Genomic DNA, 25,103 nt, shown 5'->3' on the forward strand with positions numbered 1-25,103 from the left:
TGTGTTTATCTTCTTCTAAAATGAAGGGGTCTATGTGCAATTATAGTTGAACATTGTTAATTTAATGTAAAGATGAAGTAAATATGAAGTAAAGTTTCAAGTTGTAAAATGAAACATTAATATAAATGTTGTTTTAAAATCACTCTAAAAGTAGTACCGACACCTTCTTTACTTTCCACCTCAATTTCTCCTTTAAAGACTTCTACAATATGCTTTACAATCGCAAGTCCTAATCCTGTGCCACCTGAATCACGGCTGCGTGCCTTATCAACGCGATAGAATCTTTCAAAGATACGAAGTTGTTCTTCTGGTGCAATACCGATACCTTCGTCCGTTATCTCTAATATACAGTTCCGATCTTTATGATACACTTTTACCGTAATCGTTGCGTCTTCGTATGAATAATTAATCGCATTCGACAATAGATTTATTACGACTTGTTTTAATTTACTTGGTTCAGCTAACACATATAAATCTTTTTCGAAATCCAGATTAAATTTAATATTTTTCTTCTCTGCTAGAGGATGTACTACTTCAACGCTGTTAAATACTTTTTGAGGTAAATTGACCTTCGTCATTTCAAAATGATTCGCCTGTTCAATTTTAGATAATTCAAGTAATTCACTTACAAGCACCTGAATACGATTAGACTCTTTCAAAATAATCTCTAAAAACATATCAAGTGTTTCAGGATCATTTTTAGCACCATCGATTAATGTTTCTGTAAACCCCTTTATACTTGTAATCGGTGTCTTTAATTCATGAGATACATTTGCCACGAAGTCTTTACGCATCTGTTCTAAAGACTTAAGTTGTGTAATGTCATGCAATACGATAACGATACCTTCTATTTTCTTTCGTTTCTTTGATAGCACAGGCACTACTGCGACATCAAAATATTTTTTGTGGACGTTGACTATAATACTCAGGGTATCGTTGACTGGTTTTTCTATCGCTATTGCTTCTTTAATCATCTGTTTAATTGATTGATTTTTAATTACTGTTTCATAATGCCCATGCTCTATCGGTTGTCGTTTATTAAAAAGATTAATATAGGTTTCGTTCGCAATTGCCACTTCCCCGTTATTGTTTACGAGCATTGTTGCACTTGGTATATTCTGTAATGTTGTCTCTAATCGATTGCGTTGTAATTTCTGCTCATTATTCAGATCCTGAAGTGTTCTTGCAAGTATGTTTGTAGACCTAAATAAATCTTTCGTCTCCGTTACACTACTTTCAGGTACTCGCACTTTATAATTACCGTCAGATAATAACTTTGAAGCATATGTCACTTCTTTAATCGGCTGGATATAGCTTTTATTGATATAACGTACAATGATAAATATTATCGGGAACATACATAACAATCCGATAGAAAAATATTTAATAATCATTTTTTGTACGATGTTAATCGCCTTTATCTCACTTAAAATATAAACCGTTTGATTATTTTTATAACGTAGTAAACTTTTTTCTTTTGAACCATCATAACGATAATTCACTTTATCGTTGTTTTCTAAAGTATATTTTGTAATAAACTGATTAAATTCCTTCTTCGATGTACCTGCTGTCTTATAAATCACATGTTGATCTTTATCGAGAATAAGAATTGATGAATGGTATGATTTTTCATAATCACGTATTAAATCTTCAACTCGTTTGTCGCCACTTACATACGATTCAAAGATTTTTGCATCTTTTGTTAATCCTGCTTTATCTCCGTCAATAAATTGCTTCGCAAGCGCAAGATACAATAGTGTTCCTAGTAAAAGAAAACTTACAACAATAACTGTTGTAAGTATCAATAACAAATTCCTTTTAAAACTGATCATTCGCGTTTCGGACTTTCTAATTTATATCCAAGACCTCGAACAGTCTTAATATATTGTGGCTGTTTCGGATTATCTTCTAACTTTTCACGTAAGTGACTAATATGCACATCAACGATACGAGAATCACCGGCAAACTCATAGTTCCATACCGAATTTAACATATGCTCACGTGTAATGACCCGCCCTTGACGTTCAATCAAATAAATTAATAGCTCAAATTCTTTTGGTGTTAAATCGAGCAATTCATCATTACGATATGCTTCAAAATGTTCAGGCAATACTTTGATCTTCCCGATAATAATTTCTTTATTATCTTTCTCATCTTCAACTGTCTTAATCGTATTTGTGCGACGAAGAATTGCTTTTATTCGCGCAATAACTTCTCTTGGAGAAAACGGTTTAGTCATATAATCATCTGCACCTAATTCTAATCCAAGTACTTTATCAAATTCATCATCTTTTGCCGTTAACATTAAGATAGGTACTTGATTTTTCTCATTTCTAACAGATTTACATACTTCTACGCCGTCCATTTTAGGTAACATTAAATCTAATACTACGATATCTGGTTTTTCACTGAAAATCTTTTCTAGACCTTCTTCACCATCATAAGCTGTTACAACTTCAAATCCTGATTGTTGCAAATTATATTGTAGTAAAGTTACGATAGATTGTTCATCGTCTACTACCAGAACCTTCTGACTCATCCAATCCCTCCAAACAATTATCATATTCATTATATATTAAAAGAATATTGAAATGCTACAACAAATCAACATTCTTCAAGCTATAACAGAATAATTTACATTCTCTTTACAATTAGAAGGATTATCAATCTATCGTTTAAAAAATTCATATTAATTTGAAGACTTTAAAGATTGAATCGTAGCTTTCACTGCCTCAGCAGACTTATTAAATGCTTGTTGTTCTTCATCAGTAAGTTGCAATTCAACGATGCTTTCAACACCATCTTTATTTAACTTTACTGGTACTCCGATATAAATACCTTCCTGTTTAAATTCACCGTTTAAATAAGCAATCGCTGGCAATACACGATTACTATCATTGATAATTGATTCTGCCATATCAACCATCGCCGCAGCTGGTGCATAATAAGCAGATCCAGTGCCTAATAAGTTTACAATTTCAGCGCCACCATTACGCGTTCTTTCAATAATGGTATCAATTGTTGCTTCATCCATTAGATCAGCTATAGGTACGCCACTTACCGATGAATAACGAATTAAAGGTACCATCGTATCACCATGTCCTCCTAATACAAATCCAGTAACATCAGTTACTGCCACATTTAATGCTTGTGCTACAAACGTTCTAAATCGAGCAGTATCCAGCACGCCTGATTGACCGATGACACGATTCGGCTCAAAACCAGATGCTTTATACACAGCATATGTCATTGCATCAACCGGATTAGTGAGTACAATGATAATACAATTCGGTGAGTATTTAACAATTTCTTTCGTTGCAGCTTCTACAATACCTTGATTGGTCTGTACTAGATCATCACGCGTCATACCTGGTTTACGAGCGATACCTGATGTAATCATTACAACATCAGAATCTTTCGTATCGGCGTAATCATTACTTGCTTTAATGTCGACGTTTTGATGTAATATCGGCATCGCCTGCATAATATCTAGTGCTTTTCCTGTTGTAGGATCTAAACTACCATAAGTATCAACAAGTACAATATCTGCTAATCCTTTACTTGCAGCAATAAAAGCCGCTGTAGAGCCAGTAAAACCACTTCCTACGATTGAAATCTTTTTCTTTGTCATGATAAATCCCCCTTATTAATTTAAAAAAAGGATAGTAACTATGAATTTCATTCATAATACTATCCTTAAAAGTTAGACTACTTTTCTAATTACATATTTTTGATTAATTCGTCAGCAAACTCAGAACATTTCACTTCAGTTGCACCATCCATTAAACGTGCAAAATCATATGTTACGACTTTAGAAGCTATTGATTTTTCCATCGCTTTTGTGATTAATTCTCCAGCTTCTTTCCATCCTAAATGATCTAACATTAATACACCACTTAAAATAACAGAAGACGGATTTACTTTATCTAATCCAGCATATTTTGGTGCAGTGCCGTGTGTTGCTTCAAAGATTGCGTGTCCTGTTTCGTAGTTGATGTTTGCACCTGGTGCAATCCCGATACCACCTACTTGTGCTGCTAATGCATCACTAATATAATCACCGTTTAAGTTCATTGTTGCAACAACATCAAACTCAGCAGGACGCGTTAAAATTTGCTGTAAGAATATATCAGCGATTGAATCTTTCACCAATAATTTTCCGGCGGCAATCGCTTCATTTTGAGCTTTATCTGCAGCTTCTGCACCTTGTTCAGCTTTAATTTTGTCGTATTGATTCCATGTAAATACTTTATCACCAAATTCACGTTCAGCTAAATCATAACCCCATTGTTTGAAGGCACCTTCAGTAAATTTCATGATATTCCCTTTGTGTACTAATGTTAATGACTTACGACCTTGCTCTAGCGCATAGTTTAATGCTGCTCGTACTAAACGTTCAGTACCCTCTTTAGAAACTGGTTTAATACCAATACCTGAAGTTTCCGGGAAACGGATATTTTTAGCACCCATTTCATTTTGCAAGAATTCAATAACCTTCTTAACCTCGTCTGATCCTTCTTTATACTCAATACCTGCATAAATATCTTCAGTATTTTCACGGAAGATAACCATATCAGTATCTTCAGGACGCTTAACTGGTGAAGGAACTCCGTCAAAGTAACGGACTGGACGAAGACATACGAATAAATCTAATTCCTGACGTAAAGCTACGTTTAAAGAACGGATACCTCCACCGATAGGTGTAGTTAATGGTCCTTTTATCGCTATTAAGTATTCTTCTATTGTATCTAAAGTTTCTTGTGGCAACCATTCTCCTGTGTTATCGAATGCTTTTTGTCCTGCTAAAACTTCTTTCCACTCGATTTTTTTCTCACCATTATATGCTTTTTCTACAGCAGCATCTAACACGCGAACAGCAGCATTCCAAATATCCGGCCCTGTTCCATCTCCGATTATAAAAGGAACGATTGGATTATTTGGAACGTTTAAAACACCATTATTATTCGTAATTTTTTCAGCCATTTTTATTATGCCTCCATTATTAGTATTTCTAACTTTAGTTTACCTTATATTAAAATTTTTAATCATATTATCTTTCTTCAACTGGAACATATTTTCGACCAACTTCACCAACATAAGTTGCACGTGGACGAATAATTCTGTTATCACTATATTGCTCTAAAATATGCGCAATCCAGCCAGAAGTACGAGATACTGCAAAGATTGGTGTAAATAAATCATGTTCAATACCCATTGAGTGATAAACTGTTGCTGAATAAAAATCAACATTCGGTAATAAACCTTTTTCTTCTTTTAAAATATCCGCAATACGCACAGACATATCAAATAATTCTTTTTGACCAGTCTCATCAGTAATTCTTCTAGACATTTCTTTTAAGTATTTAGCACGTGGATCTCCATTTTTGTAGACACGGTGACCAAAGCCCATAATTTTCTCTTTTTTAGCAATCTTATCTGCTACATAGCTATCCACATTATCCAATGAACCAATTTCATTCAACATTTTCATAACCTGTTCATTAGCACCACCGTGTAATGGCCCTTTTAATGCGCCAGCTGCAGCGACTACACCAGAATACATATCAGATAATGTAGAAACAGCAACACGTGCAGTGAATGTAGATGCGTTTAATTCATGATCTGCATGAAGAATTAACGCTTTATTGAAACCTTCTTCTTGTACAGCTGTTGGTTCTTCACCAAACAACATATACAAGAAGTTAGCTGCATAACTTAAGTCTTCTTTCGGTTTCACTACTTCTTTCCCTTGACGAACACGAGCGAATGCTGCTACAAGTGACGCTACTTTAGCCTGAATACGAATCGCTTTGTTCATATGAGCATCTTCATTAAATTCGTCAGCACGTGGATCAAAATGTGCTAAATAAGATAAAGAAGTGCGTAATCCTGTCATAGGATGAACATGATCTGCTGCATAATCTTCAAAATGACTGTACATTCTTGGGTGTAAAGTCATATTTTCAAATAATTGCTTCCTAAAATCAGCCAATTCTTCCGCATTCGGTAAACGGAAGTTCCATAATAAGAAGACAACTTCTTCAAATTGTGCATTTTCTGTTAAATCATCTATTTCATATCCTGCATAAGTAAGTTGATCACCGATAATTGAACTTACTTTAGTGTTTGAAGCAACAATACCTTCAAGGCCCTTCACTAATTCTGCCATTTTTGACTCCCCTTTGCATCATAATTTTTGTTATGCCAAATGTAATGGCTTTCACAACTCAATTATATCTAATGTCCTCACATTTGTGAATGAATTAGGAACTTAGAAAATTTTTATCTTACGTGATAACTTTTACTTATATTTAAATTTTTATTTTATCATTTAATTAATTCTTAAAAACATTAAGAATAGTTTAAAAAATGTTTGTGATTTTCAGTTTTTAATAAGATAATATAGATACTAAAAATGAAATGGGGATTAGTATGGCAAATCATCAGCATAATATCGAGGAACGAAACGATTTACAACGTTCGTTGTCAAATCGACACATTCAACTGATTGCGATTGGGGGCGCAATTGGTACCGGACTCTTCTTAGGAGCAGGGAAATCAATCAATCTGGCGGGTCCATCAATCTTATTTACTTATTTAATTATCGGACTCTTTTTATTCTTGTTTATGAGAGCACTAGGAGAATTATTATTATCTAATACAAACTATCATTCGTTTACTGATATTGCACGTGATTATCTAGGAGACTTTGTAGGTTATATTACCGGTTGGACATATTGGTTCTGCTGGGTAGTTACAGGGATGGCTGAAGTAACAGCCATCGCTAAGTATGTGCAGTTCTGGTGGCCGGACTTTCCGACATGGTTATCATCACTTTTATGTATCCTTGTATTAATGTTCTTAAACTTACTGACAGCTAAACTATTTGGAGAATTAGAATTCTGGTTTGCATTGATTAAAGTTATTACAATCGTTGCATTAATCATTACAGGAATCGTACTTATAGTCATCGGATTTAAAACAAACTTTGGAGTAGCAACGATAACAAATCTTTGGTCACATGGTGGATTCTTCCCAAATGGAACAAACGGATTCTTATTAAGCTTCCAGATGGCAATATTCAGTTTTGTAGGGATTGAGTTAATCGGTGTAACAGCTGGTGAAGCACAAGATCCTGAAAAAACATTACCAAGAGCAATTAACAGTGTGCCGATGCGTATCGTGTTATTCTATATCGGTTCTTTAATCATCATAATGAGTATCACGCCCTGGGATAAAATCGATCCAAACGAAAGTCCTTTCGTTAAGTTCTTCGGGTTAATTGGCATTGGATTTGCAGCGAGCTTAATCAACTTTGTAGTGATTACTTCTGCTGCATCGTCTTGTAACAGTGGTATCTTCTCTAACAGTCGTATGTTATTCGGTTTAAGTAAGAACTATTCAAAAGGAAACGATAGTTTCTTCCAACGTACGAATAAAGCCGGTGTACCAGCCAACGCAGTAGTACTCTCAAGTGTGTTGTTATTATTATCAGTATTACTGAATTACTTTATGCCTAATGCAAACGCAGTATTTACATTAGTAACGACTGTTGCAACAGTATTCTTTATCGTTGTATGGTCTATCATTCTTTCAGCATATCTTGTTTACTTAAAACGTAGACCACAGTTACATCAGTCAAGTCTTTACAAATTACCAGGCGGTAAAATTTCTGCTATCGCAATTCTTTTATTCTTCGTATTTATGTTCGCTCTATTGTTTATGGCTGAAGATACAAGAATGGGATTATTCGTATCACCATTGTGGTTTGTATTGTTAGCAATTATGTATGCTGCACAAGGTGGATTTAAAAAAGGAAGTTTTGATCCACATAATTATGATAATAAATAATAAATAATAAATAACAAGAAGCACAGGACATTAATCCTGTGCTTCTTGTTTTTATAATCAAATTCATCTATATATAGCAATTAATTTACTTTTGCATGTCCAACATAAACTTTGTTGTGCTCTGCATCTACAGTTACTAATGTACCAGTTTCTAGTTTTTCCATTACGTCTGCAACGCCCACAATCGTTGGTTTCCCTAACGTTAATCCAACAACTGCTGCATGAGACGTTAAGCCACCTTCTTCAGTTACAATCGCTAAAGCTTTTTCAATGTAAGGAACCATGTCAGCATCTGTAGATGGTGCTACAATGACTTTATCAGATAAGTCTTTATCTGCTAATTCTTCTGCAGATCTAACAGCTAATACTTTACCAACTGTAGCATTACGTCCAATACCTTGTCCTGCTGCAATGACGTCTCCAATTAAATGGATCTTCATTAAGTTCGTTGTACCAGCTTCACCAGTAGGGATACCAGCAGTGATAATAATTAAATCACCATTTTCAACAGTTCCTACTTCTATTGCTGCCTGAACCGCTTTATCTAATAATCCGTCTGTCGTTGATTTTCCTTTCTTAATCATTGGAATAACACCCCAAACAAGTGCCATATGACGCGCAGTTTCTTCATAAGGTGTTACAGCAATAATGTTAGAATGTGGACGATATTTTGAAATTGTTTGTGCTGTCGTTCCACTTTCAGTTGCAGCAACAATTGTTTGAACATCTAAATTTAAAGCAGTATGTGCAACAGAAACACCAATAGCATTAACCATTGACGCTTGATTTAATTTCGTTCTGTCAGATAATAAACGCTTATAATCCTGAGCTTCTTCAGCTGCAAATGCAATATTATGCATCGTTTTAACTGACTCTTCAGGATATAAGCCCGCAGCAGTCTCTCCTGATAACATGACAGCATCTGTTCCGTCATAAATCGCGTTTGCCACGTCACTTGCTTCTGCACGTGTACAACGTGGGTTACGTTGCATTGAATCCAACATTTGCGTCGCTGTAATTACTGGTTTACCCATAATGTTACATTTTTGAATCAAATCTTTTTGCACTAATGGTACTTCTTCTGCCGGAATTTCAACACCCATATCTCCACGAGCAACCATTAATCCATCTGAAACTTCTAAAATCTGATCAATATTTTCAATACCTTCTTCATTCTCAATTTTAGGAATGATATTAATGAAATCGCAATTTCTATCCTCTAAAATTTTACGTATTTCTAAAACGTCACTTGCACGACGAACGAAAGATGCTGCGATAAAGTCAACACGTTGTTCGATACCGAATATGATATCCTGCGCATCTTTATCCGTAATACCTGGTAAATTCACTTTAACACCCGGCAAATTAACACCTTTTTTATTCTTTAATTCCCCCGCATTGATAACATCACAGATAATTCTGCCTTCTTCATGCTTAATATCTTTAACTGTTAGTTCGATTAACCCATCGTCCAAAAGAATCGTTGAACCAACATGAATATCGTTAATTAGATCTTCATATGTCACAGAAAATTCTGCTGGCGTTCCTAATACTTCTTTCATATTAATTGATACTGTAGAACCTTTAACTAATTCAATCTTATCATTTTCCATGTTATGTGTACGAATTTCAGGGCCTTTAGTATCTAAAAGAATCGCTACAGTTTTATCTAATTTTTTAGCCACTTTACGAATCGTATCAATGCGTGCTTTATGTTCTTCATGACTACCATGTGAGAAGTTTAAACGTGCTACGTTCATTCCAGCATTCATTAATTTCTCTAACATTTCTGGCGATTCTGATGCTGGTCCTATCGTACATACAATTTTAGTTTTTCTCATGTTTATGAGCCTCCGGTAACTTTTTTTTTATACTATTCAATTAAGAAAGTTAATTCTATTCAGTATTCATTCAACAATTATATTAAATTGATAATTCATTTGATAGTGCATACATTTGTTCATCTAAAGTATGCGTTGCAGAGAATAAATCATCAAATGACGTCTTTGATAATTTATTATTCAGAATACCAACAGCTAACCCTGTTTCATCATTCATTAATAATTCTACAGCATAGCCACCTAGTCTGCTTGCTAATACTCTATCTAATCCTGATGGAGATCCACCTCGTTGCATATGTCCTAATACAGAAATACGCGTATCAACATTAATATACTTCTTAAGCTGTTCACCACATTCGTGACCACTCATTACACCCTCAGCAACAACAATGATCGAGTGTTTCTTACCACGTTCAATACCTTGTTGTATTTTATCTGCAATTTCTTTAATATCTTTCTTATGTTCTGGAACTAATACTGTCTCAGCTCCACCAGCAAGTCCTGACCATAAAGCAAGGTCTCCTGCGTCTCGTCCCATTACTTCAACAATGAATGTACGTTCATGACTTGACGCAGTGTCACGAATCTTATCAATTGCTTCTATAATTGTATTTAATGCTGTATCGAAACCGATTGTAAAATCAGTACCATTGATATCATTATCGATTGTACCCGGGATACCAATCGTCTTAATACCTTCTTCATTCAGACGTTGCGCACCTCGATAACTACCATCTCCCCCAACCACAACTAATCCTTCAATACCTAGCTGTTTTAAATTATCAATACCCTTTTTTCGCACTTCTGGATCTTTAAACTCAGGGCAACGCGCTGACTGCAAGAACGTACCACCACGTTGAATTTTATCTCCTACAGTACCACGTTCCATCTTATGTATATTATTATTCACTAAACCTTGATACCCTTGATAAACCCCATAAACTTCAATATCATGGTACATCGCTTTACGTACAACTGCACGCACAGCAGCGTTCATACCTGGTGCATCCCCACCACTTGTTAATACTGCTATCTTTTTCATAGTATTATCCTCACCTTTTGTCTATTGATACCTTTAAATTAACACAATCCAATATTTATATCCATTAAAATCATGTATTATAACAGATGTAAACGTTTTATCTTTAACAAATTAAAAACCCGTTAGAATAATCATCTAGGGGTTTCTTTTTAAGCGTTCTCATTGTTTTTTAATTATTTACATCGCATCATTTACTGACATGTAAATTTACATTGCACTACCAATTTTTCTGAATTTATCATAACGCTGATTTTTTAATGCCTGTTTATCTAATTGCATTAACTCATTTAAATGTTTTTCAATAGAAATATCAATATGTTCACTTTGAGCAGCTATATTTAAATGTGCGCCACCTTTAACTTCTGTAATCAGTTCATCTACAATATTAAGTTCCAGTAAGTCTGGTCCCGTAATTCTCATACTTTCTGCAGCGAGCTGTGCTAAACTACTATCCTTCCATAACAATGCTGCAGCACCTTCTGGCGAGATAACAGAATACGTTGAGTTTTCAAGCATTAATAATCGATTACATATCCCTAAACCTAAAGCACCGCCACTACCGCCTTCTCCAATAACAATCGAGATAACCGGTACTGAAAGACCCGCCATTTCAACTAAGTTTCTGGCAATCGATTCACTTTGCCCTCGTTCTTCTGCAGCTTTACCAGGATAAGCACCTTTCGTATCAATAAATAATATTATAGGGCGATTAAATTTATCAGCCTGCTTCATTAATCTCAGCGCTTTACGATAACCTTCCGGATGTGCCATTCCAAAATTTCTATATATATTATCTTTTGTATCTTTGCCGCGTTGATGTCCTATTACTGTGACAGGTTTCCCTTTATATCGTGCTACACCACCAATGATTGCCGGATCATCTCTAAAGTTGCGGTCACCATGCAATTCAATAAAATCTTCGAACAAATAATGAATGTAGTCCAGTGTTGTTGGACGTTCTGTAAGTCGTGCAATTTGAACACGCTGCCATGGTGTAAGGTTATCATAGATTTCATTAAATTTTTCTTCCCTAGAAATCTGTAATGTTTTAACTTCATCACTTAAGTCTACACCTTCTGAAGCCATATATTTCTTTAATTCTTCAATTTTTCTATCAAGTTCGATTAACGGTTTTTCAAATTCAAGCGCCATAGTTATACTCCTTTCGTATGCATCGCGATGAGTTTACTTAACGTTTCTTTCATTGCTTTACGATGTACTACTTTATCCAGTTGTCCATGTTCAAGCAGGAACTCAGCTGTTTGAAAGTCGTCTGGTAGTTTCTCATTGATTGTCTGTTCAATAATACGTCTACCTGCAAAGCCAATTAACGCTTCTGGTTCAGCTAAATTAATATCTCCTACAGAAGCAAAGCTAGCAGAAACTCCGCCAGTTGTCGGATGTGTCATATAAGAAATAAACAAGAGTCCTTTTTCGCTATGTCTTTCTATCGCTACACTTGTTTTAGCCATTTGCATCAGAGATAGAATCCCTTCCTGCATACGTGCACCTCCGCTAGCAGTAAAGATAACAAATGGAAGTTCATGATCAGTGCAGTAGTCGATTACTCTGCTTATTTTTTCGCCGACTACTGTCCCCATAGACCCCATTCTAAATCTGGAATCCATCACACAGATACCGAATTGATTTCCATCTATTTTACCGACACCGGTTACAACCGCTTCATTTAAACCAGTCTTTTCTTTATCGCTTTCTAACTTCTCAGCATAATTTGGAAATGAAAGAGGATTTTGAGAAGCAATCACGGCATCAAATTCTTCAAAACTATCCTTATCAGTAACGGCTTCAATGCGTTCATATGCACTTAATGCCATGTGATGATCACAATGAAAACAAACATTTAGATTTGTACTTAATTCTTTTGTATACATAATCTTCTTACATTTAGGACACTTGACCATGATACCTTCAGGAACTTCTGTATCTTTCATGTTCTGTACAGCTACATATTTTTTTTTCTTATTGCGCTTAAATATATCTTTGAACATATCCATTACCCCTCTACATCATATGTCTTTTCAAACTGCTTCAATAATTTCCAAACACGAAACATGATAGTATTACGCGTTTCAATCGCATCTTTTAAATGCTGTACATTTGTACTGTCAACATTCACGATTGATTCTATCATATGTATAAAATCAGTAATTTCATCTTGCTGTGTTTCAGTTGTAACAACATAGCCTGCTATCATTTCAATAAATTGATTATTATCCATTTCTGTTAAATAAGTACCTTCACCGCGTCTTGTTTCAATCACGCCAAGCATTTCTAAAGCTCGGAGTGCTTCACGAACACTTGACCTGCTAATATTAAGATTTTCACTCAAATAACGTTCAGAAGGTAGTTTATCGCCAGCAGTTAAATTTTTAGTTTTTATAATTTCATTAATTGCAGTAATTACTGCATTAAATCCTTTGTTTGGTATTGGATTCAAGGTTTTTCCCCCTTCTCATCAATAAAAAAACCTTAGTGGTCAGACCACTAAGGAATACTATACCATATATTAAAATGATTTGAAATGTTAAATTAAACGAATATCTGCTTTATCGTATCGAGACATAAAGTCATCTAGTTTGTCTCTTTGAATAAAACCTATCGGTTGCATTTCGTTCTGTTCAAATTGAATCACTTCAATATCACCTTGTTTATTGATTTGTTCTGTATTTTGAACAGGGACTCTCACATATAATTGCTTCGCATTCAAGTGAATATTTTTAATAAATTCATCGACTTTAATTACTTCGTTTACAATGATTTGATTATCTTTCTTATCATCAAATTTCCCTTTTACAATAAGTGGCTTATTGGTTTGAATCAATGTCTCGTATTGATGGAATGCTGTGGGAAAAACGACAAGATTCATCTGCTGAATACCATCCATCGCTTGTACAAATGCCATTGGTTGACCTTTTTTTGTTCTAATTCTTCTTAATCCTTCAATCCAGAGTAAGATATATTGGTCATTTACCTTCTGACTCATACGATATAGGGGTAAAAACTGTAGTTCATTAAACAATGCTTCGATTGGATGTCTGGAAATAAAGAAACCAAGATACTCAAGCTCATAACTAGCCTTTTGATCATCCGACATCTCTTCATGATAATGATAGATTTTCTTCTTATTGAGTCCTAAAGACTCAAGAAAGTTCATTTCACCAAAAGCTTCTTTCTCAACATCAAGAATCGCATCAAGTGAAGCAAGCAAAGTTGCACGATTTTGCTCAAATCGATCAAAAGCACCAACATGTATCAATGCTTCCAGCAATGCTTTAGATTTAACGCGTTTCGGAATTCTGGCACAAAAGTCATATATATCTTTAAACGGTCCTTTTTTTCTTTCTTCAACAATTTCAACCACACTTCTGTATCCTACTCCCTTAATCATACCGAGTGACATCATAATACCTGTCTTTTGCGCTTTGTAATACCAACCAGCCTGATTAATATCAGCGGGATATATATTGATCATTCTTGATTTTACTTCAGCGATAATTTCTTTTGTTTTATGCTCAACACCAATTTGATTACTGAGTGTCGCGGCATAAAATATATTTGGGAAATGCACTTTAAAATACATCATAATATATGATATTTTTGCATACGCGACAGCATGTGCTTTATTGAATCCATAATTAGCAAACTTTAAGATTAATTCATAAATCGCCATCGCATCTTGTTTTGAATAACCATTCTTCATGCTACCTGATACAAAATGCTCCTGTTCAGCCAGTAATGTCTGATGGTTCTTCTTACTCATAGCACGTCTTAAAATATCCGCCTCACCTAAACTGAATCCAGCAAATCGATTTGCAATCTGCATAATTTGCTCCTGATAGATGATTACACCATAAGTAGGTGATAGAATATCCTCTAAATCACCATGAGGTAAGTGAACTGTTTGCTGATTATGACGTCTTTCAATATATAACGGTATTTGTTCCATCGGACCAGGACGATAAAGACTTAAAACTGCAACAATGTCATTGAAATTTTCTGGTTTTAATCGTTTTAACACATTCCGTATTCCGTCTGATTCTAATTGGAATATTCCCATTGAATCTCCACTGGATAACTGCTCGTAAACTTTTATATCATCCATCGGGATTTGTTCAATATTTATCGTCTTACCATATTGTGCTTTAATAGAACGTAGTATATTATGTATAATCGTTAAATTACGTAAACCAAGAAAATCGATTTTAAGTAATCCAACCGCTTCTACTTCTGTCATATTCCATTGGGTTAGTGGGTATTCTTCACCCATCAATAAAGGTACATAATCTGTAAGTAACTGGTCATGAATGATAATACCTGCAGCATGTGTCGATGTATGACGTGGTAAACCTTCCAGCGACCTTGCAATCTGATACCATTTTTTGCGTCGGTCATTGTAATCAATAAAGCTTGAGAATGCATCATCTTCATATGCATCGATTAAATTATTAAAGCTTTTATTACTTAATATTGAACTTGCTTCTTTTAACTCACTTTCTGAAAACTGCAGTATGCGTCCAACGTCACGCATCACTGCTTTCATAGACAGATGACCAAATGTCACGATACCACTTACATTGAATGCACCATATTTCTTAATGACGTATTCAATTACTTTATCGCGCTCTTTATCTTCAAAGTCAATATCAATATCCGGCATCGTTACACGTTCCGGATTTAAAAAACGCTCAAAAAGTAAATCATGCTCTATCGGATCAATTGTAGTGATACCAAGCACATAACTAACAAGCGAACCACTCGATGATCCACGACCTGGGCCTACCAATATGTCATGTGTCTTCGCAAAATGTATGAGATCACTAACAATTAAAAAGTAATCAGAAAATCCCATGCTTTGAATGACTTTATATTCATACATTAATCGTTCTTCATAAATATTATCAAACTGTGGAAACTTTACTTTTTGCTTTTGTAAAAGTTCAAATAGATATGCATCACTTGTTAAATCATTTGGTACTGGATATTTTGGCAGATGTGTCGACTTTTCTAGTATAACATTACATGATTTAGCGATTTGCTCTGTCGCCTGGATGTCATTTTCAGAAATACCAAAATCTAATAATATTTCATCTGATTTAATATATTGTGTTCCAGACTTTAATTGAATTGTCTCTAGCGGTATCTTTTTATTATCATCAATTGCGTTTAAGATGCTTAAATCTACAATACCCTCTGGCGATAAGTATCGCACATCATCGATATATACACGTCTAGCTTCAATTGTACTATCGTGACTGACATAATAATCGGCTTCATCAATGACAAAATGTTGCTGATTGGCATCTAATTGTTTATAGATAACAATTAACTGGTCAGTATATTGACGCAGTACATCAGTTGATATTTTTTGTAGTTTTTTCAGTTGAATACGTGAAGACAACTGCATCAGGTTTTTGAAACCCTCATTATTTTTGGCTAATAAAACTGTATAACAATCTTCAATTCCGTCCGTCAGGATAATTTCCATACCAATAATCGGTTTAATACCGGCATCTTTGCAAGCAGAATAAAATGACTGTACACCAAATAATACATTTAAGTCAGTAATTGCAACTGCGTTTTGTCCATGTGACTTGACACTATCAATCAAATCATTAATTTTTACCGTTGAATGTAGCAGATCATATGATGTATGGATATTTAAATGTACAACCAAGTTATTCACCTCATTTTATTAAGCATTCACCAATGCTTTTAATTGCGCTATTAATCTTTCTAATTCCTCAACACTATATACTGATGCGCCACTCGCCAATGGATGACCACCACCATTATATTCTGCTGCAAGTGTGTTAATAACTACATCTTTACTGCGAAGACGAACACGTATTTCACTTGTTTCATCAATAGCAAACGCCCATGCTTTAATGCCTTGTGTGTCTGCAAGACTATTAACAAATAAAGATGCTGCACTGGCAGATATATTAAATTGTTCTAAAATTTCCTTCGTAATGAATATATACCCTACGCCATCCTCAAATTTAAAATGTTGCAACACATATCCCTGAAATCGAATTGAAGTTAAATCGCGTTGCTGCATTTGATTAATCATCTGCGTATGATCAATATCGTATTTCAATAGTTCTGAAGCAATAGCCATTGTTTTGCTCGTCGTATTATTAAATAAGAAACGACCTGTATCACCTACGATACCGATATAAAGACAGCGCGCAATTTCTCGCGTAATTAAATCTGTACCGTAACCGATATTTAACAGAATTTCATAGATTATTTCGCTTGTAGACGAACTATCCGTATTAACGACATTTATTTCCCCATATTGGTCAACCGGCGGATGGTGATCTATCTTTATGATTGATTTACACATTTTATAGCGCTCGTCATCAATGCGTGGTGCATTTGCCGTATCTAACACTAAACCAAGTGCGTCGGTAAATATCTCGTCATTTATTTCGTCCATTTCACCAATAAAGCTTAAATTGTCAACTGAACTTCCTACTGCATACACATGTTTATTCGGAAATAGCTTCTGTATTGCATATTTAAATCCTAGTTGAGAACCTAATGCATCTGGATCTGGACGTACATGTCTAAATATTATTATCGTGTCGTAAGCATTAATTTTTTCAATCAATGCACCTATTTCATTTTTATTCATAATTTCTCCTTTGTTTGATAGATTTACAGGTGTTAAAGATATGCTATAATCTTTAAGACTGGAGGTTTAAAGATGGAAACAATTTTCCCTTATATTATCATGATCACTGTTACAGTGATGATCTTCTCTTTTATTTTCACGGTGTATAATATCGCGAAATATTTTAGAGAAGTAAAAGATGTACGTCGTGCCTGGTATAGAGCACGTGCACGTCAATGTTTTTCAATCTTCATGTTTGCTTTTGCATGTAATCAAATATTACTATTCCCAAATACATTTACTTATATCATCTGCGCATTACTTATTGCTTATGCAATTTATAATTATCAATATGCAATAAAGGCTAAAAAATATTTTGAAAGTCACTTTGGTGAAGAAGATGCAGCATGGGAAGCATTGCGTAAAAAACAGCAAAACAGAAGATAATCATCATGATTAAAAAGAGATTGAGGCTTGTGCCTCAATCTTTTTTGATTAGTAATAATGTTCAATCACCTGAAGAATTGTCATTGCTTTTGCAACCGCATTATTATTCTGCATAATAGCAATTTCAATCTTTGCAAACTTACGTCCAATATCCAGCAACTTAACTTCAACATCCAGAATGGAATCTATCTGGACTGTACGAATGAAAAAGATATTGATACTATCAATCAGTACATCTCCACGAATTAACTTTTTCATATGAAATTTAACTGATTCCTCAATAATTGCAAGAAAAACAGATTTACTTAAACTACCATACTGATTAGACATTTGAGGAGTAATCTGTATTGAAATTTGATCATTATTAAACTTCATCTTCTTTAATATCTGATCATTAAATGTATCGCCCATATGTGGCTGTCTGTCTGCTGATTGCATTGCTTTTAACACATCTTCTCTAGAAACAACACCGATTAAGTTATTATAACGCGATACAACTGGCAACAATTCGATACTTTCCCAGATCATAATATGTGCACAACTTGCGACAGTCGTATTCAAGTTAACAGTAGCCGGTGACTTAGTCATAACCTTCTTAATCTTTTCAGAAGGATTTTGATTAAAGATATCTTTACTTGTCACCATACCGCTTAATTTATTGTTTGCATCTAACACTGGAAAACGCGTATGTTTAGAGCTTTCTGATAATGCATGCCAATCGCTGATTGAATCATTTTCCTTTAAGTAACGTGTTTCAGCTAATTTAATTAAAATATCTTGTGCAGTCAGCACTTCTTTCTTGATCAATTGATCATAAATCGCACGGTTAATCATATTGGCGACCGCAAATGTATCAAAATTAGAAGAAATGATCGGTAGCCCTAATTGATCAGATAAATTCTTAACTTCTTCAGCAGTATCGAAACCGCCTGTAATTAAAACTGCTGAGCCTTTGCTTAACGCGAGCTTCTGAACTTCGATTCGATTACCTACAATTAGCAGTGTATTTTCTCCGATATACTTACTGACTTCTTCAACTTCCATTGCACCGATTGCAAATTTCGTCAGCGATTTGTGCAGACCACTTCTGCCACCTAGTACTTGTCCATCTATAATATTAACAATTTCAGCAAAAGTCAGCCGGTCAATTGAGTTTCTCGTTTTCTTTTCGATTCGAACAGTTCCAACACGTTCTATCGTTGAAACGATTCCATTATTCTCAGCTTCTTTTATTGCGCGATATGCTGTACCTTCTGACACATTAAGATCTTTTGCAATCTGTCTAACCGAAATTTTACTTCCTACTGCAAGACCTGATATATGTTCGATGATTTGTTCATGTTTTGTCAATTTGCCACCTAGTTTCCATAACTTTTAATGCTTAAAGTGTTACTGATTGTCCTGCGTCAAGAATTTCTACTGGACTTTTAACCTGTGCTCTAAACTCATTTGGATCCACTTCAATGTAAGGGAATGTGTTGTAATGAATTGGCACAGTTAATTTCGGATTTATAAATGTGTTGATCGCATACGCTGCATCATCGATACCCATCGTAAAGTTATCACCAATCGGTATAAAGCATAAGTCTACGGGATGGCGTTCTGCGATAAGTTTCATATCTGAGAATAATCCAGTATCTCCTGCATGATAAATCGTCTTGCCTTCTACTTCAATGATAAGTCCGCATGGCATACCGAAATAAATAATATTTCCTTCGTCATCGTATAATGAATTACTGTGAAATGCTTGTACATACTTTACAGTACCGAAATCAAATTTCCATTTTCCACCGATATTCATCGGATGTGCATTTTCAATCCCTTGCCCACCTAGATAAGAAACAATTTCTGGTGTTGCAACGACTGTTGCATTTGTTCTTTTAGCAATCTCAACAGTATCACCAATGTGATCACCATGACCATGTGTTAATAAAATATAATCTGCCTGAACAGTTGAAGCATCTAAATCTGATAATTTATTACCTGTAATAAAAGGATCTACTAAAACCTTTTTTCCATTACTTTCAAAAGCAACACAAGATTGTCCATGAAAATATACATCCATATTTAGCACCTCTCCCTATTTATTAAGTTCATTATACATTATTAGTGAATGTTTTAAAAAGATTGTAAGACGCTATTGATTGAATATTTTCCTTATCTTTCATAAACTAGAGGTATTCAAAACAGAAGGAGCATAATTATGAAACAAACATTAAAAAATTTACAGCAAATGATGCATTCACAATCTATTGAATATGCATGGATTACGACACCAGATAACATTAATTACTTCAGTGGATTCTTATCAGATCCACATGAACGCCTTACTGCTTTATATGTAACTCAGGACAATGCTCTACTTGTTGTTCCAAATATGGAAGTCGAAGACGCTCAGAAAGCATCAAATCTTACTGCATATGGTTACTCTGATACTGAAGATGCATTTTTAGTGGCGAAGCAAAATACTAACTTCCCGGATAACGCAAAGCTATATATTGAAGAAGAACATGTTACAGTTAAGCGTGAAAAAGCTTTATTTCAGAATTTTAAAGCTGCGCAATTAATTGCAATAGATCAAATCATCAAAGATATGCGTAATATTAAAACAGCAGATGAAATTGAAATTCTAAAAAGTGCTGCACAATTTGCTGATAAAGCATTGCAAATCGGCGTTTTACATTTAAAAGAAGGTATTACAGAAAAAGAAGTGGCACAACATTTAGAATCAGAAATTTTAAAAATTGAAGGAATCAGCGGTATGAGTTTCAATACGACTGTACTTTTCGGCGACCACGCAGCAAGTCCTCACGGTACACCAGGTAAACGTGAGCTAAAAAATGATGAGTATGTACTATTTGATTTAGGTGTTATTTATAATGGTTACTGCTCAGATATTACAAGAACAATTGCTTTTGGAAATCCACCCGCATTTCACCAGGAGATTCATGCGATTGTTACTGAAGCAAATCAACGTGCAATAGAAGGTGTTAAACCTGGTGTTAAAATTAGTGAAATCGATGCACTCGCACGCGACTATATTACCGAAAAAGGATATGGCGACGCGTTCCCTCATCGTTTAGGGCATGGCTTAGGTATTACTGTGCATGAATTTCCAGATATTTCTTCTGCAAATGATGATACATTGAAACCAGGGATGTGTTTTACAATTGAACCTGGTATTTATTTACATGGTGAGATAGGCGCACGTGTGGAAGATGATATTTTAGTGACTGAAGATGGTTATGAAGTATTGACTAGGTATGAAAAATGATTAAAGAAGCGGTCGTAGAAACATTTGACGAAATTATCTATGCGGCCAACCATGGTGCAAATCGCATTGAACTTTGTGATAATCTGTTTGTCGGTGGTACAACACCTAGTTTCGGACTTGTAAAGCTCGCTATAGAATATTGTCATCCACTAAATATTGAAGTAGCAGTAATGATACGTCCACGTGGTGGTGATTATACCTATAACTTATTTGAAAAAGAAGTAATGCGAGAAGATATTATTGCATTACAATCATTTAACGTTGATGCATTCGTCTTTGGTGCATTAACAAATGATGATGCTCTGGATACACTTACAATGCATGATTTAAGAAAGGCAGCGCTGAATGTACCTTGTGTAATGCATATGGCATTTGATCAGATTCCATTAAGACAACAATTAAAAGCAATGGATGCTTTAATTCATATGAATTTCAAACGTATATTAACACATGGTAGCGAAGATAAATCATCGCCAATACTTGATAATGTTAATCAATTAGGACGACTATTAAGACATTCAAAAGGAAATATAGAAATCATGCCTGGTGGCGGATTACATAAAGATAATTTAAATGATTTACTTGAACTTATTCCATTTCAGGAAGTCCATGGTACAAAAATTGTATAAAAATTAAGAGGAGTGCGATGACGCACTCCTCTTCTACTTACACCATTAAATTAATTCTCTAATAACGATTTTGCATCAACATATTCTAAACCTTGATCATCAGCTACAGCTCTGAATGTAACATTACCATCTAAAGTATTGAAACCTTTTAAGATTGCTTCATTATCTAAAGCTGCTTGTTTATAGCCTTTATTTGCAATTTGTAATGCATAAGGAATCGTAGCATTCGATAACGCCATCGTTGAAGTACGAGGTACTGCTCCAGGCATATTTGCTACTGAGTAATGAACAACATCGTGTTTAATAAACGTTGGGTCATCATGTGTCGTAATACGATCTGAAGTTTCAAAGATTCCACCTTGGTCAATCGCAATATCAATGACTACTGAACCTGGGCTCATTGATTTAATCATTTCTTCAGTTACTAATTTAGGCGCTTTAGCACCAGGAATTAATACAGCACCGATAACTAAATCACTGTTTTTAACTGATTCTGCAATATTTAAAGGTGTAGACATTAATGTTTGAACCTGACTACCAAATAGATCATCTAATTGTTGTAATCTTACTGGAGATAAATCCAGGATTGTAACATCTGCTCCTAAACCTACAGCCATTTTCGCTGCATTAGTTCCAGCTTGTCCACCACCAATGATAGTCACTTTACCTTTTTCAACACCAGGAACACCTGCTAATAAAATCCCTTTTCCACCATTTGTTTTTTGTAGGAATTGCGCACCAATTTGAGTCGCCATACGTCCAGCAACTTCACTCATTGGAGATAATAATGGAAGTCCACCTGTAGGTAATTGTACTGTCTCATAAGCAATACCAACCACTTTCTTCTCTAATAACGCTTTTGTCAGTTCGACTTCAGGTGCTAAATGTAAGTAAGTAAATAAGATTAATCCTTCTTTAAAATATCCAAACTCTGCTGATAATGGTTCTTTTACCTTAATCACCATATCTGTATCCCATGCTTGCTCAACAGAAACGATTTCAGCACCCGCTTCTTTATAATCCTCGTCAGTGAAATAAGACCCCATACCAGCACTTGCTTCAACGCGTACAGTATGTCCATTCTCAACTAAAGCATGTACCCCAGCTGGTGTTAAACCTACACGGTTCTCGTTGTTTTTAATCTCTTTTGGAATTCCGATAATCATTAAAATTCATCCCCTTAATTTATAGATAATAACGCTTACATCACCATATTAGCACTTTGATGCTAAAACGCAAACCCTTTTGTTTTAAATTATATTTAAATCAATATAAATGATTTTTTAACGACCGTGTCACATACTTTTTCCATAATTAGTGATATAATTAAAGTATAGAAAAGATTCGCAATATATAAAAAATGGAGGGAAAATCATGTTAGTATATAAAAATATCTTAATTGCAGTCGACGGATCAAGCGAAGCTGAATGGGCATTTAATAAAGCAGTAGAAGTTGCTAAACGTAATGATGCCACGCTTCACATCATCAATGTGATCGATACTAGAAGTTATGCGAGTGTTGAAGCATACGACCGTTCTATTTCGGAACGTGCAACACAGTTTGCTGAATCATTATTAGATGGTTACAAGAAAGTTGCCGAGTCTCGCGGTGTAAACAACGTTGAAACTTTAATTGAGTACGGATCTCCAAAAACGATTATTCCTAAGAAAATTGCTCAGAAATTAAATGCTGACCTTATCATGTGTGGTTCAACAGGATTAAATGCAGTTGAACGATTCATCATCGGATCAGTTTCAGAAGCAATTGTGCGTCATGCTGAATGTGATGTGTTAGTTGTAAGAACTGAAACAATGCCGGATAATTTTGAACCTGAAGTAGCTACGAAGGAATTTATGGATCAGAACAAATAAAATAGATCAATGCGGAGGTGTGTAAAAAGGAAATTGCAATTATTTTAGGAATTGCAACTTGCTTCTATTGTGCAATCGTTGATTTACAGAGAAAATACAAGAAACTCTGATAACTATTCTCCTTAATAAATAGAGCTAAAATGATCATCGTCATTTTAGCTCTATTTTTGTTGGGGTATATGATAAACGGATGTACGGAAACGGTTGTATTTTTAATTTACTACCGCTTACCGTACAGCTAACTCTTCCACAATAAAAAAACTACCTATTCAATATGAATAGGTAGCATCATGAATTTATTATCCTAAATCCCCGAATTCCATAACGTCACGAGCGATCATTACTTCTTCATCTGTAGGAATAACCATTACAGTTACACGAGAATCATCTGTTGAGATAATTGCTTCTTTACCACGTAATCCATTATTTTTCTCAGGGTCTACTTTAACACCTAAGAATTCTAATTTTTCACATACTGCTGCACGGATTGTATCAGAGTTCTCACCTACACCTGCTGTAAATAAGATACCGTCAACTCCACCCATTACTGCTGCATATTGACCGATATATTTTTGAATTCTATCGACATAGATATCCAATGCAAGTTGAGCGCGTCCTTCGTTATTCTCAGCTGCGATTTCAATATCACGCATATCACTTGAAATACCTGTAATACCTAATACACCTGACTCTTTATTATATACATTCAATAATTCTTCAGCAGATTTATGCAATTTTTCCATTAAATAAGGAATGGTAGCAACGTCAATATCACCTGTACGTGTACCCATCGTAATACCAGCAAGTGGTGTGAAGCCCATAGAAGTATCTACAGATTTACCATCTTTTACTGCTGTAATTGATCCACCATTACCAATATGACAAGAGATAATCTTTAAACCTTCTTCATGGTTTCTATCCATCATTTCTGCTGCACGTTGTGCTACATATTTATGACTTGTACCATGCGCACCATATTTACGTACTTTATGTGCTTTATAATACTGGTATGGCAAGCTATATAAGAATGCTGTTTCAGGCATTGTTGAGTGGAAAGAAGTATCAAATACTGCAACGTGTGGAATATCCGGTAACATTCTTCTGAAAGCCTGAATACCCATTAAGTTAGCTGCATTGTGTAGTGGCGCAAGTTCGATTAACTTTGCGATTTTTTCTTCAACGTCACGATTCACTAATGCTGAAGTTGGAAATAAATCTCCACCTTGAACAACACGATGTCCTGTTCCATCTAATTCATCAACACTTTTAATAATACCGTAATGAATCATGCGTGCTAACATCATATCAACCGCTTCTTCATGGTCTTTAATATCTAAAGTTCTTGTACGTTTTTCACCATCAACTGTCAATGTGAATACTGAATTTTTCAATCCGATTCTTTCTACTAAACCTTTAGTTAATACTTTTTCTGATGGCATTTCGAATAATTGGAATTTTAAAGACGAGCTACCGGCATTGATTGCCATAATTTTCTTCATGAAAATCCTCC

At 34.9% G+C, this 25,103-nt stretch carries 21 protein-coding genes; 5 read left to right on the top strand and 16 right to left on the bottom strand.

Going from position 1 to position 25,103, the window contains the following annotated elements; translation table 11 throughout:
* Positions 1-116: 116 nt before the first annotated feature.
* The 5 genes from pnpS to HT586_RS08685 form a co-directional block, all read right to left on the bottom strand.
* A complete protein-coding gene (gene pnpS, locus HT586_RS08665) occupies positions 117-1,805 on the bottom strand; it encodes a two-component system histidine kinase PnpS (RefSeq protein ID WP_238999218.1) in 1,689 nt (562 codons plus the stop codon).
* Between the two features lie 23 nt (positions 1,806-1,828).
* Positions 1,829-2,539, bottom strand: coding sequence for a response regulator transcription factor (locus HT586_RS08670; RefSeq protein WP_096076175.1), 711 nt, complete (start codon positions 2,537-2,539; stop codon positions 1,829-1,831).
* Between the two features lie 150 nt (positions 2,540-2,689).
* On the bottom strand, positions 2,690-3,631 hold the full coding sequence (gene mdh / locus HT586_RS08675) for a malate dehydrogenase (protein ID WP_096076174.1): 942 nt from the start codon (positions 3,629-3,631) through the stop codon (positions 2,690-2,692).
* Positions 3,632-3,720: 89 nt separating this feature from the next.
* Entirely contained in the window at positions 3,721-4,989 is a 1,269-nt protein-coding gene (gene icd, locus HT586_RS08680; protein WP_096076173.1) for an NADP-dependent isocitrate dehydrogenase, read from the bottom strand.
* Positions 4,990-5,050: 61 nt separating this feature from the next.
* Entirely contained in the window at positions 5,051-6,169 is a 1,119-nt protein-coding gene (locus HT586_RS08685) for a citrate synthase (RefSeq protein ID WP_203545606.1), read from the bottom strand.
* Between the two features lie 263 nt (positions 6,170-6,432).
* Here HT586_RS08685 and HT586_RS08690 point away from each other — a divergent pair, with 263 nt between their 5' ends.
* Positions 6,433-7,851, top strand: a complete 1,419-nt coding sequence (locus tag HT586_RS08690; protein ID WP_203545607.1) for an amino acid permease — start codon at positions 6,433-6,435, stop codon at positions 7,849-7,851.
* 80 nt (positions 7,852-7,931) lie between these two features.
* Here HT586_RS08690 and pyk read toward each other — a convergent pair whose 3' ends face one another.
* The 7 genes from pyk to HT586_RS08725 all read right to left on the bottom strand — a co-directional run bounded on the left by pyk (position 7,932) and on the right by HT586_RS08725 (position 17,392).
* A complete protein-coding gene (gene pyk / locus HT586_RS08695; RefSeq protein ID WP_203545608.1) occupies positions 7,932-9,692 on the bottom strand; it encodes a pyruvate kinase in 1,761 nt (586 codons plus the stop codon).
* An 82-nt stretch (positions 9,693-9,774) separates the two neighbouring features.
* Positions 9,775-10,734 (bottom strand): 6-phosphofructokinase, encoded by a 960-nt coding sequence (gene pfkA / locus HT586_RS08700; RefSeq protein ID WP_203545609.1) that lies wholly within the window; start codon positions 10,732-10,734, stop codon positions 9,775-9,777.
* A gap of 207 nt (positions 10,735-10,941) precedes the next feature.
* The gene (gene accA / locus HT586_RS08705; protein WP_096076168.1) at positions 10,942-11,886 is read right to left on the bottom strand and encodes an acetyl-CoA carboxylase carboxyl transferase subunit alpha; all 945 of its coding nucleotides are present in this window, start codon (positions 11,884-11,886) and stop codon (positions 10,942-10,944) included.
* 2 nt (positions 11,887-11,888) lie between these two features.
* Positions 11,889-12,743 (bottom strand): acetyl-CoA carboxylase, carboxyltransferase subunit beta, encoded by an 855-nt coding sequence (gene accD, locus HT586_RS08710; protein ID WP_096078069.1) that lies wholly within the window; start codon positions 12,741-12,743, stop codon positions 11,889-11,891.
* Between the two features lie 5 nt (positions 12,744-12,748).
* On the bottom strand, positions 12,749-13,192 hold the full coding sequence (locus HT586_RS08715) for a FadR/GntR family transcriptional regulator (protein ID WP_096076167.1): 444 nt from the start codon (positions 13,190-13,192) through the stop codon (positions 12,749-12,751).
* Positions 13,193-13,279: 87 nt separating this feature from the next.
* The gene (locus HT586_RS08720) at positions 13,280-16,429 is read right to left on the bottom strand and encodes a DNA polymerase III subunit alpha (RefSeq protein ID WP_203545610.1); all 3,150 of its coding nucleotides are present in this window, start codon (positions 16,427-16,429) and stop codon (positions 13,280-13,282) included.
* 18 nt (positions 16,430-16,447) lie between these two features.
* Positions 16,448-17,392: a DHH family phosphoesterase gene (locus tag HT586_RS08725; RefSeq protein ID WP_111744663.1), complete on the bottom strand. Its 945-nt coding sequence runs from the start codon at positions 17,390-17,392 to the stop codon at positions 16,448-16,450.
* 72 nt (positions 17,393-17,464) lie between these two features.
* Between HT586_RS08725 and HT586_RS08730 the strand changes: the two genes are divergently transcribed.
* Complete coding sequence (locus HT586_RS08730) at positions 17,465-17,818, top strand: YtpI family protein (RefSeq protein ID WP_133353443.1); 354 nt, start codon at positions 17,465-17,467, stop codon at positions 17,816-17,818.
* 48 nt (positions 17,819-17,866) lie between these two features.
* Here the strand turns inward: HT586_RS08730 and HT586_RS08735 are convergent, their stop codons facing one another.
* A complete protein-coding gene (locus HT586_RS08735; protein WP_203545611.1) occupies positions 17,867-19,168 on the bottom strand; it encodes a DRTGG domain-containing protein in 1,302 nt (433 codons plus the stop codon).
* Between the two features lie 31 nt (positions 19,169-19,199).
* On the bottom strand, positions 19,200-19,883 hold the full coding sequence (locus tag HT586_RS08740; protein ID WP_188017629.1) for a metal-dependent hydrolase: 684 nt from the start codon (positions 19,881-19,883) through the stop codon (positions 19,200-19,202).
* A 138-nt stretch (positions 19,884-20,021) separates the two neighbouring features.
* Here HT586_RS08740 and HT586_RS08745 point away from each other — a divergent pair, with 138 nt between their 5' ends.
* Both HT586_RS08745 and HT586_RS08750 read left to right on the top strand, forming a co-directional pair.
* A complete protein-coding gene (locus tag HT586_RS08745; RefSeq protein ID WP_203545612.1) occupies positions 20,022-21,092 on the top strand; it encodes a M24 family metallopeptidase in 1,071 nt (356 codons plus the stop codon).
* A complete protein-coding gene (locus HT586_RS08750) occupies positions 21,089-21,721 on the top strand; it encodes a copper homeostasis protein CutC (RefSeq protein ID WP_203545613.1) in 633 nt (210 codons plus the stop codon). The genes HT586_RS08745 and HT586_RS08750 overlap by 4 nt, the downstream gene beginning before the upstream one ends.
* Positions 21,722-21,771: 50 nt before the next feature.
* On the opposite strand, the gene ald is transcribed toward HT586_RS08750, so the two are convergent.
* Positions 21,772-22,887 carry an alanine dehydrogenase gene (ald, locus tag HT586_RS08755; protein WP_203545614.1) on the bottom strand — a complete coding sequence of 372 codons (1,116 nt, stop codon included), beginning with the start codon at positions 22,885-22,887 and terminating at the stop codon, positions 21,772-21,774.
* Positions 22,888-23,095: 208 nt separating this feature from the next.
* On the opposite strand from ald, the gene HT586_RS08760 reads away from it, so the two are divergent.
* The gene (locus tag HT586_RS08760; RefSeq protein ID WP_203545615.1) at positions 23,096-23,593 is read left to right on the top strand and encodes a universal stress protein; all 498 of its coding nucleotides are present in this window, start codon (positions 23,096-23,098) and stop codon (positions 23,591-23,593) included.
* A gap of 299 nt (positions 23,594-23,892) precedes the next feature.
* On the opposite strand, the gene HT586_RS08765 is transcribed toward HT586_RS08760, so the two are convergent.
* The gene (locus tag HT586_RS08765) at positions 23,893-25,092 is read right to left on the bottom strand and encodes an acetate kinase (RefSeq protein WP_096076157.1); all 1,200 of its coding nucleotides are present in this window, start codon (positions 25,090-25,092) and stop codon (positions 23,893-23,895) included.
* Positions 25,093-25,103 lie beyond the last annotated feature (11 nt).

This window comes from Macrococcoides bohemicum (genome assembly GCF_016865215.1).
GTDB classification, from domain to species: Bacteria; Bacillota; Bacilli; order Staphylococcales; family Staphylococcaceae; genus Macrococcoides; species Macrococcoides bohemicum.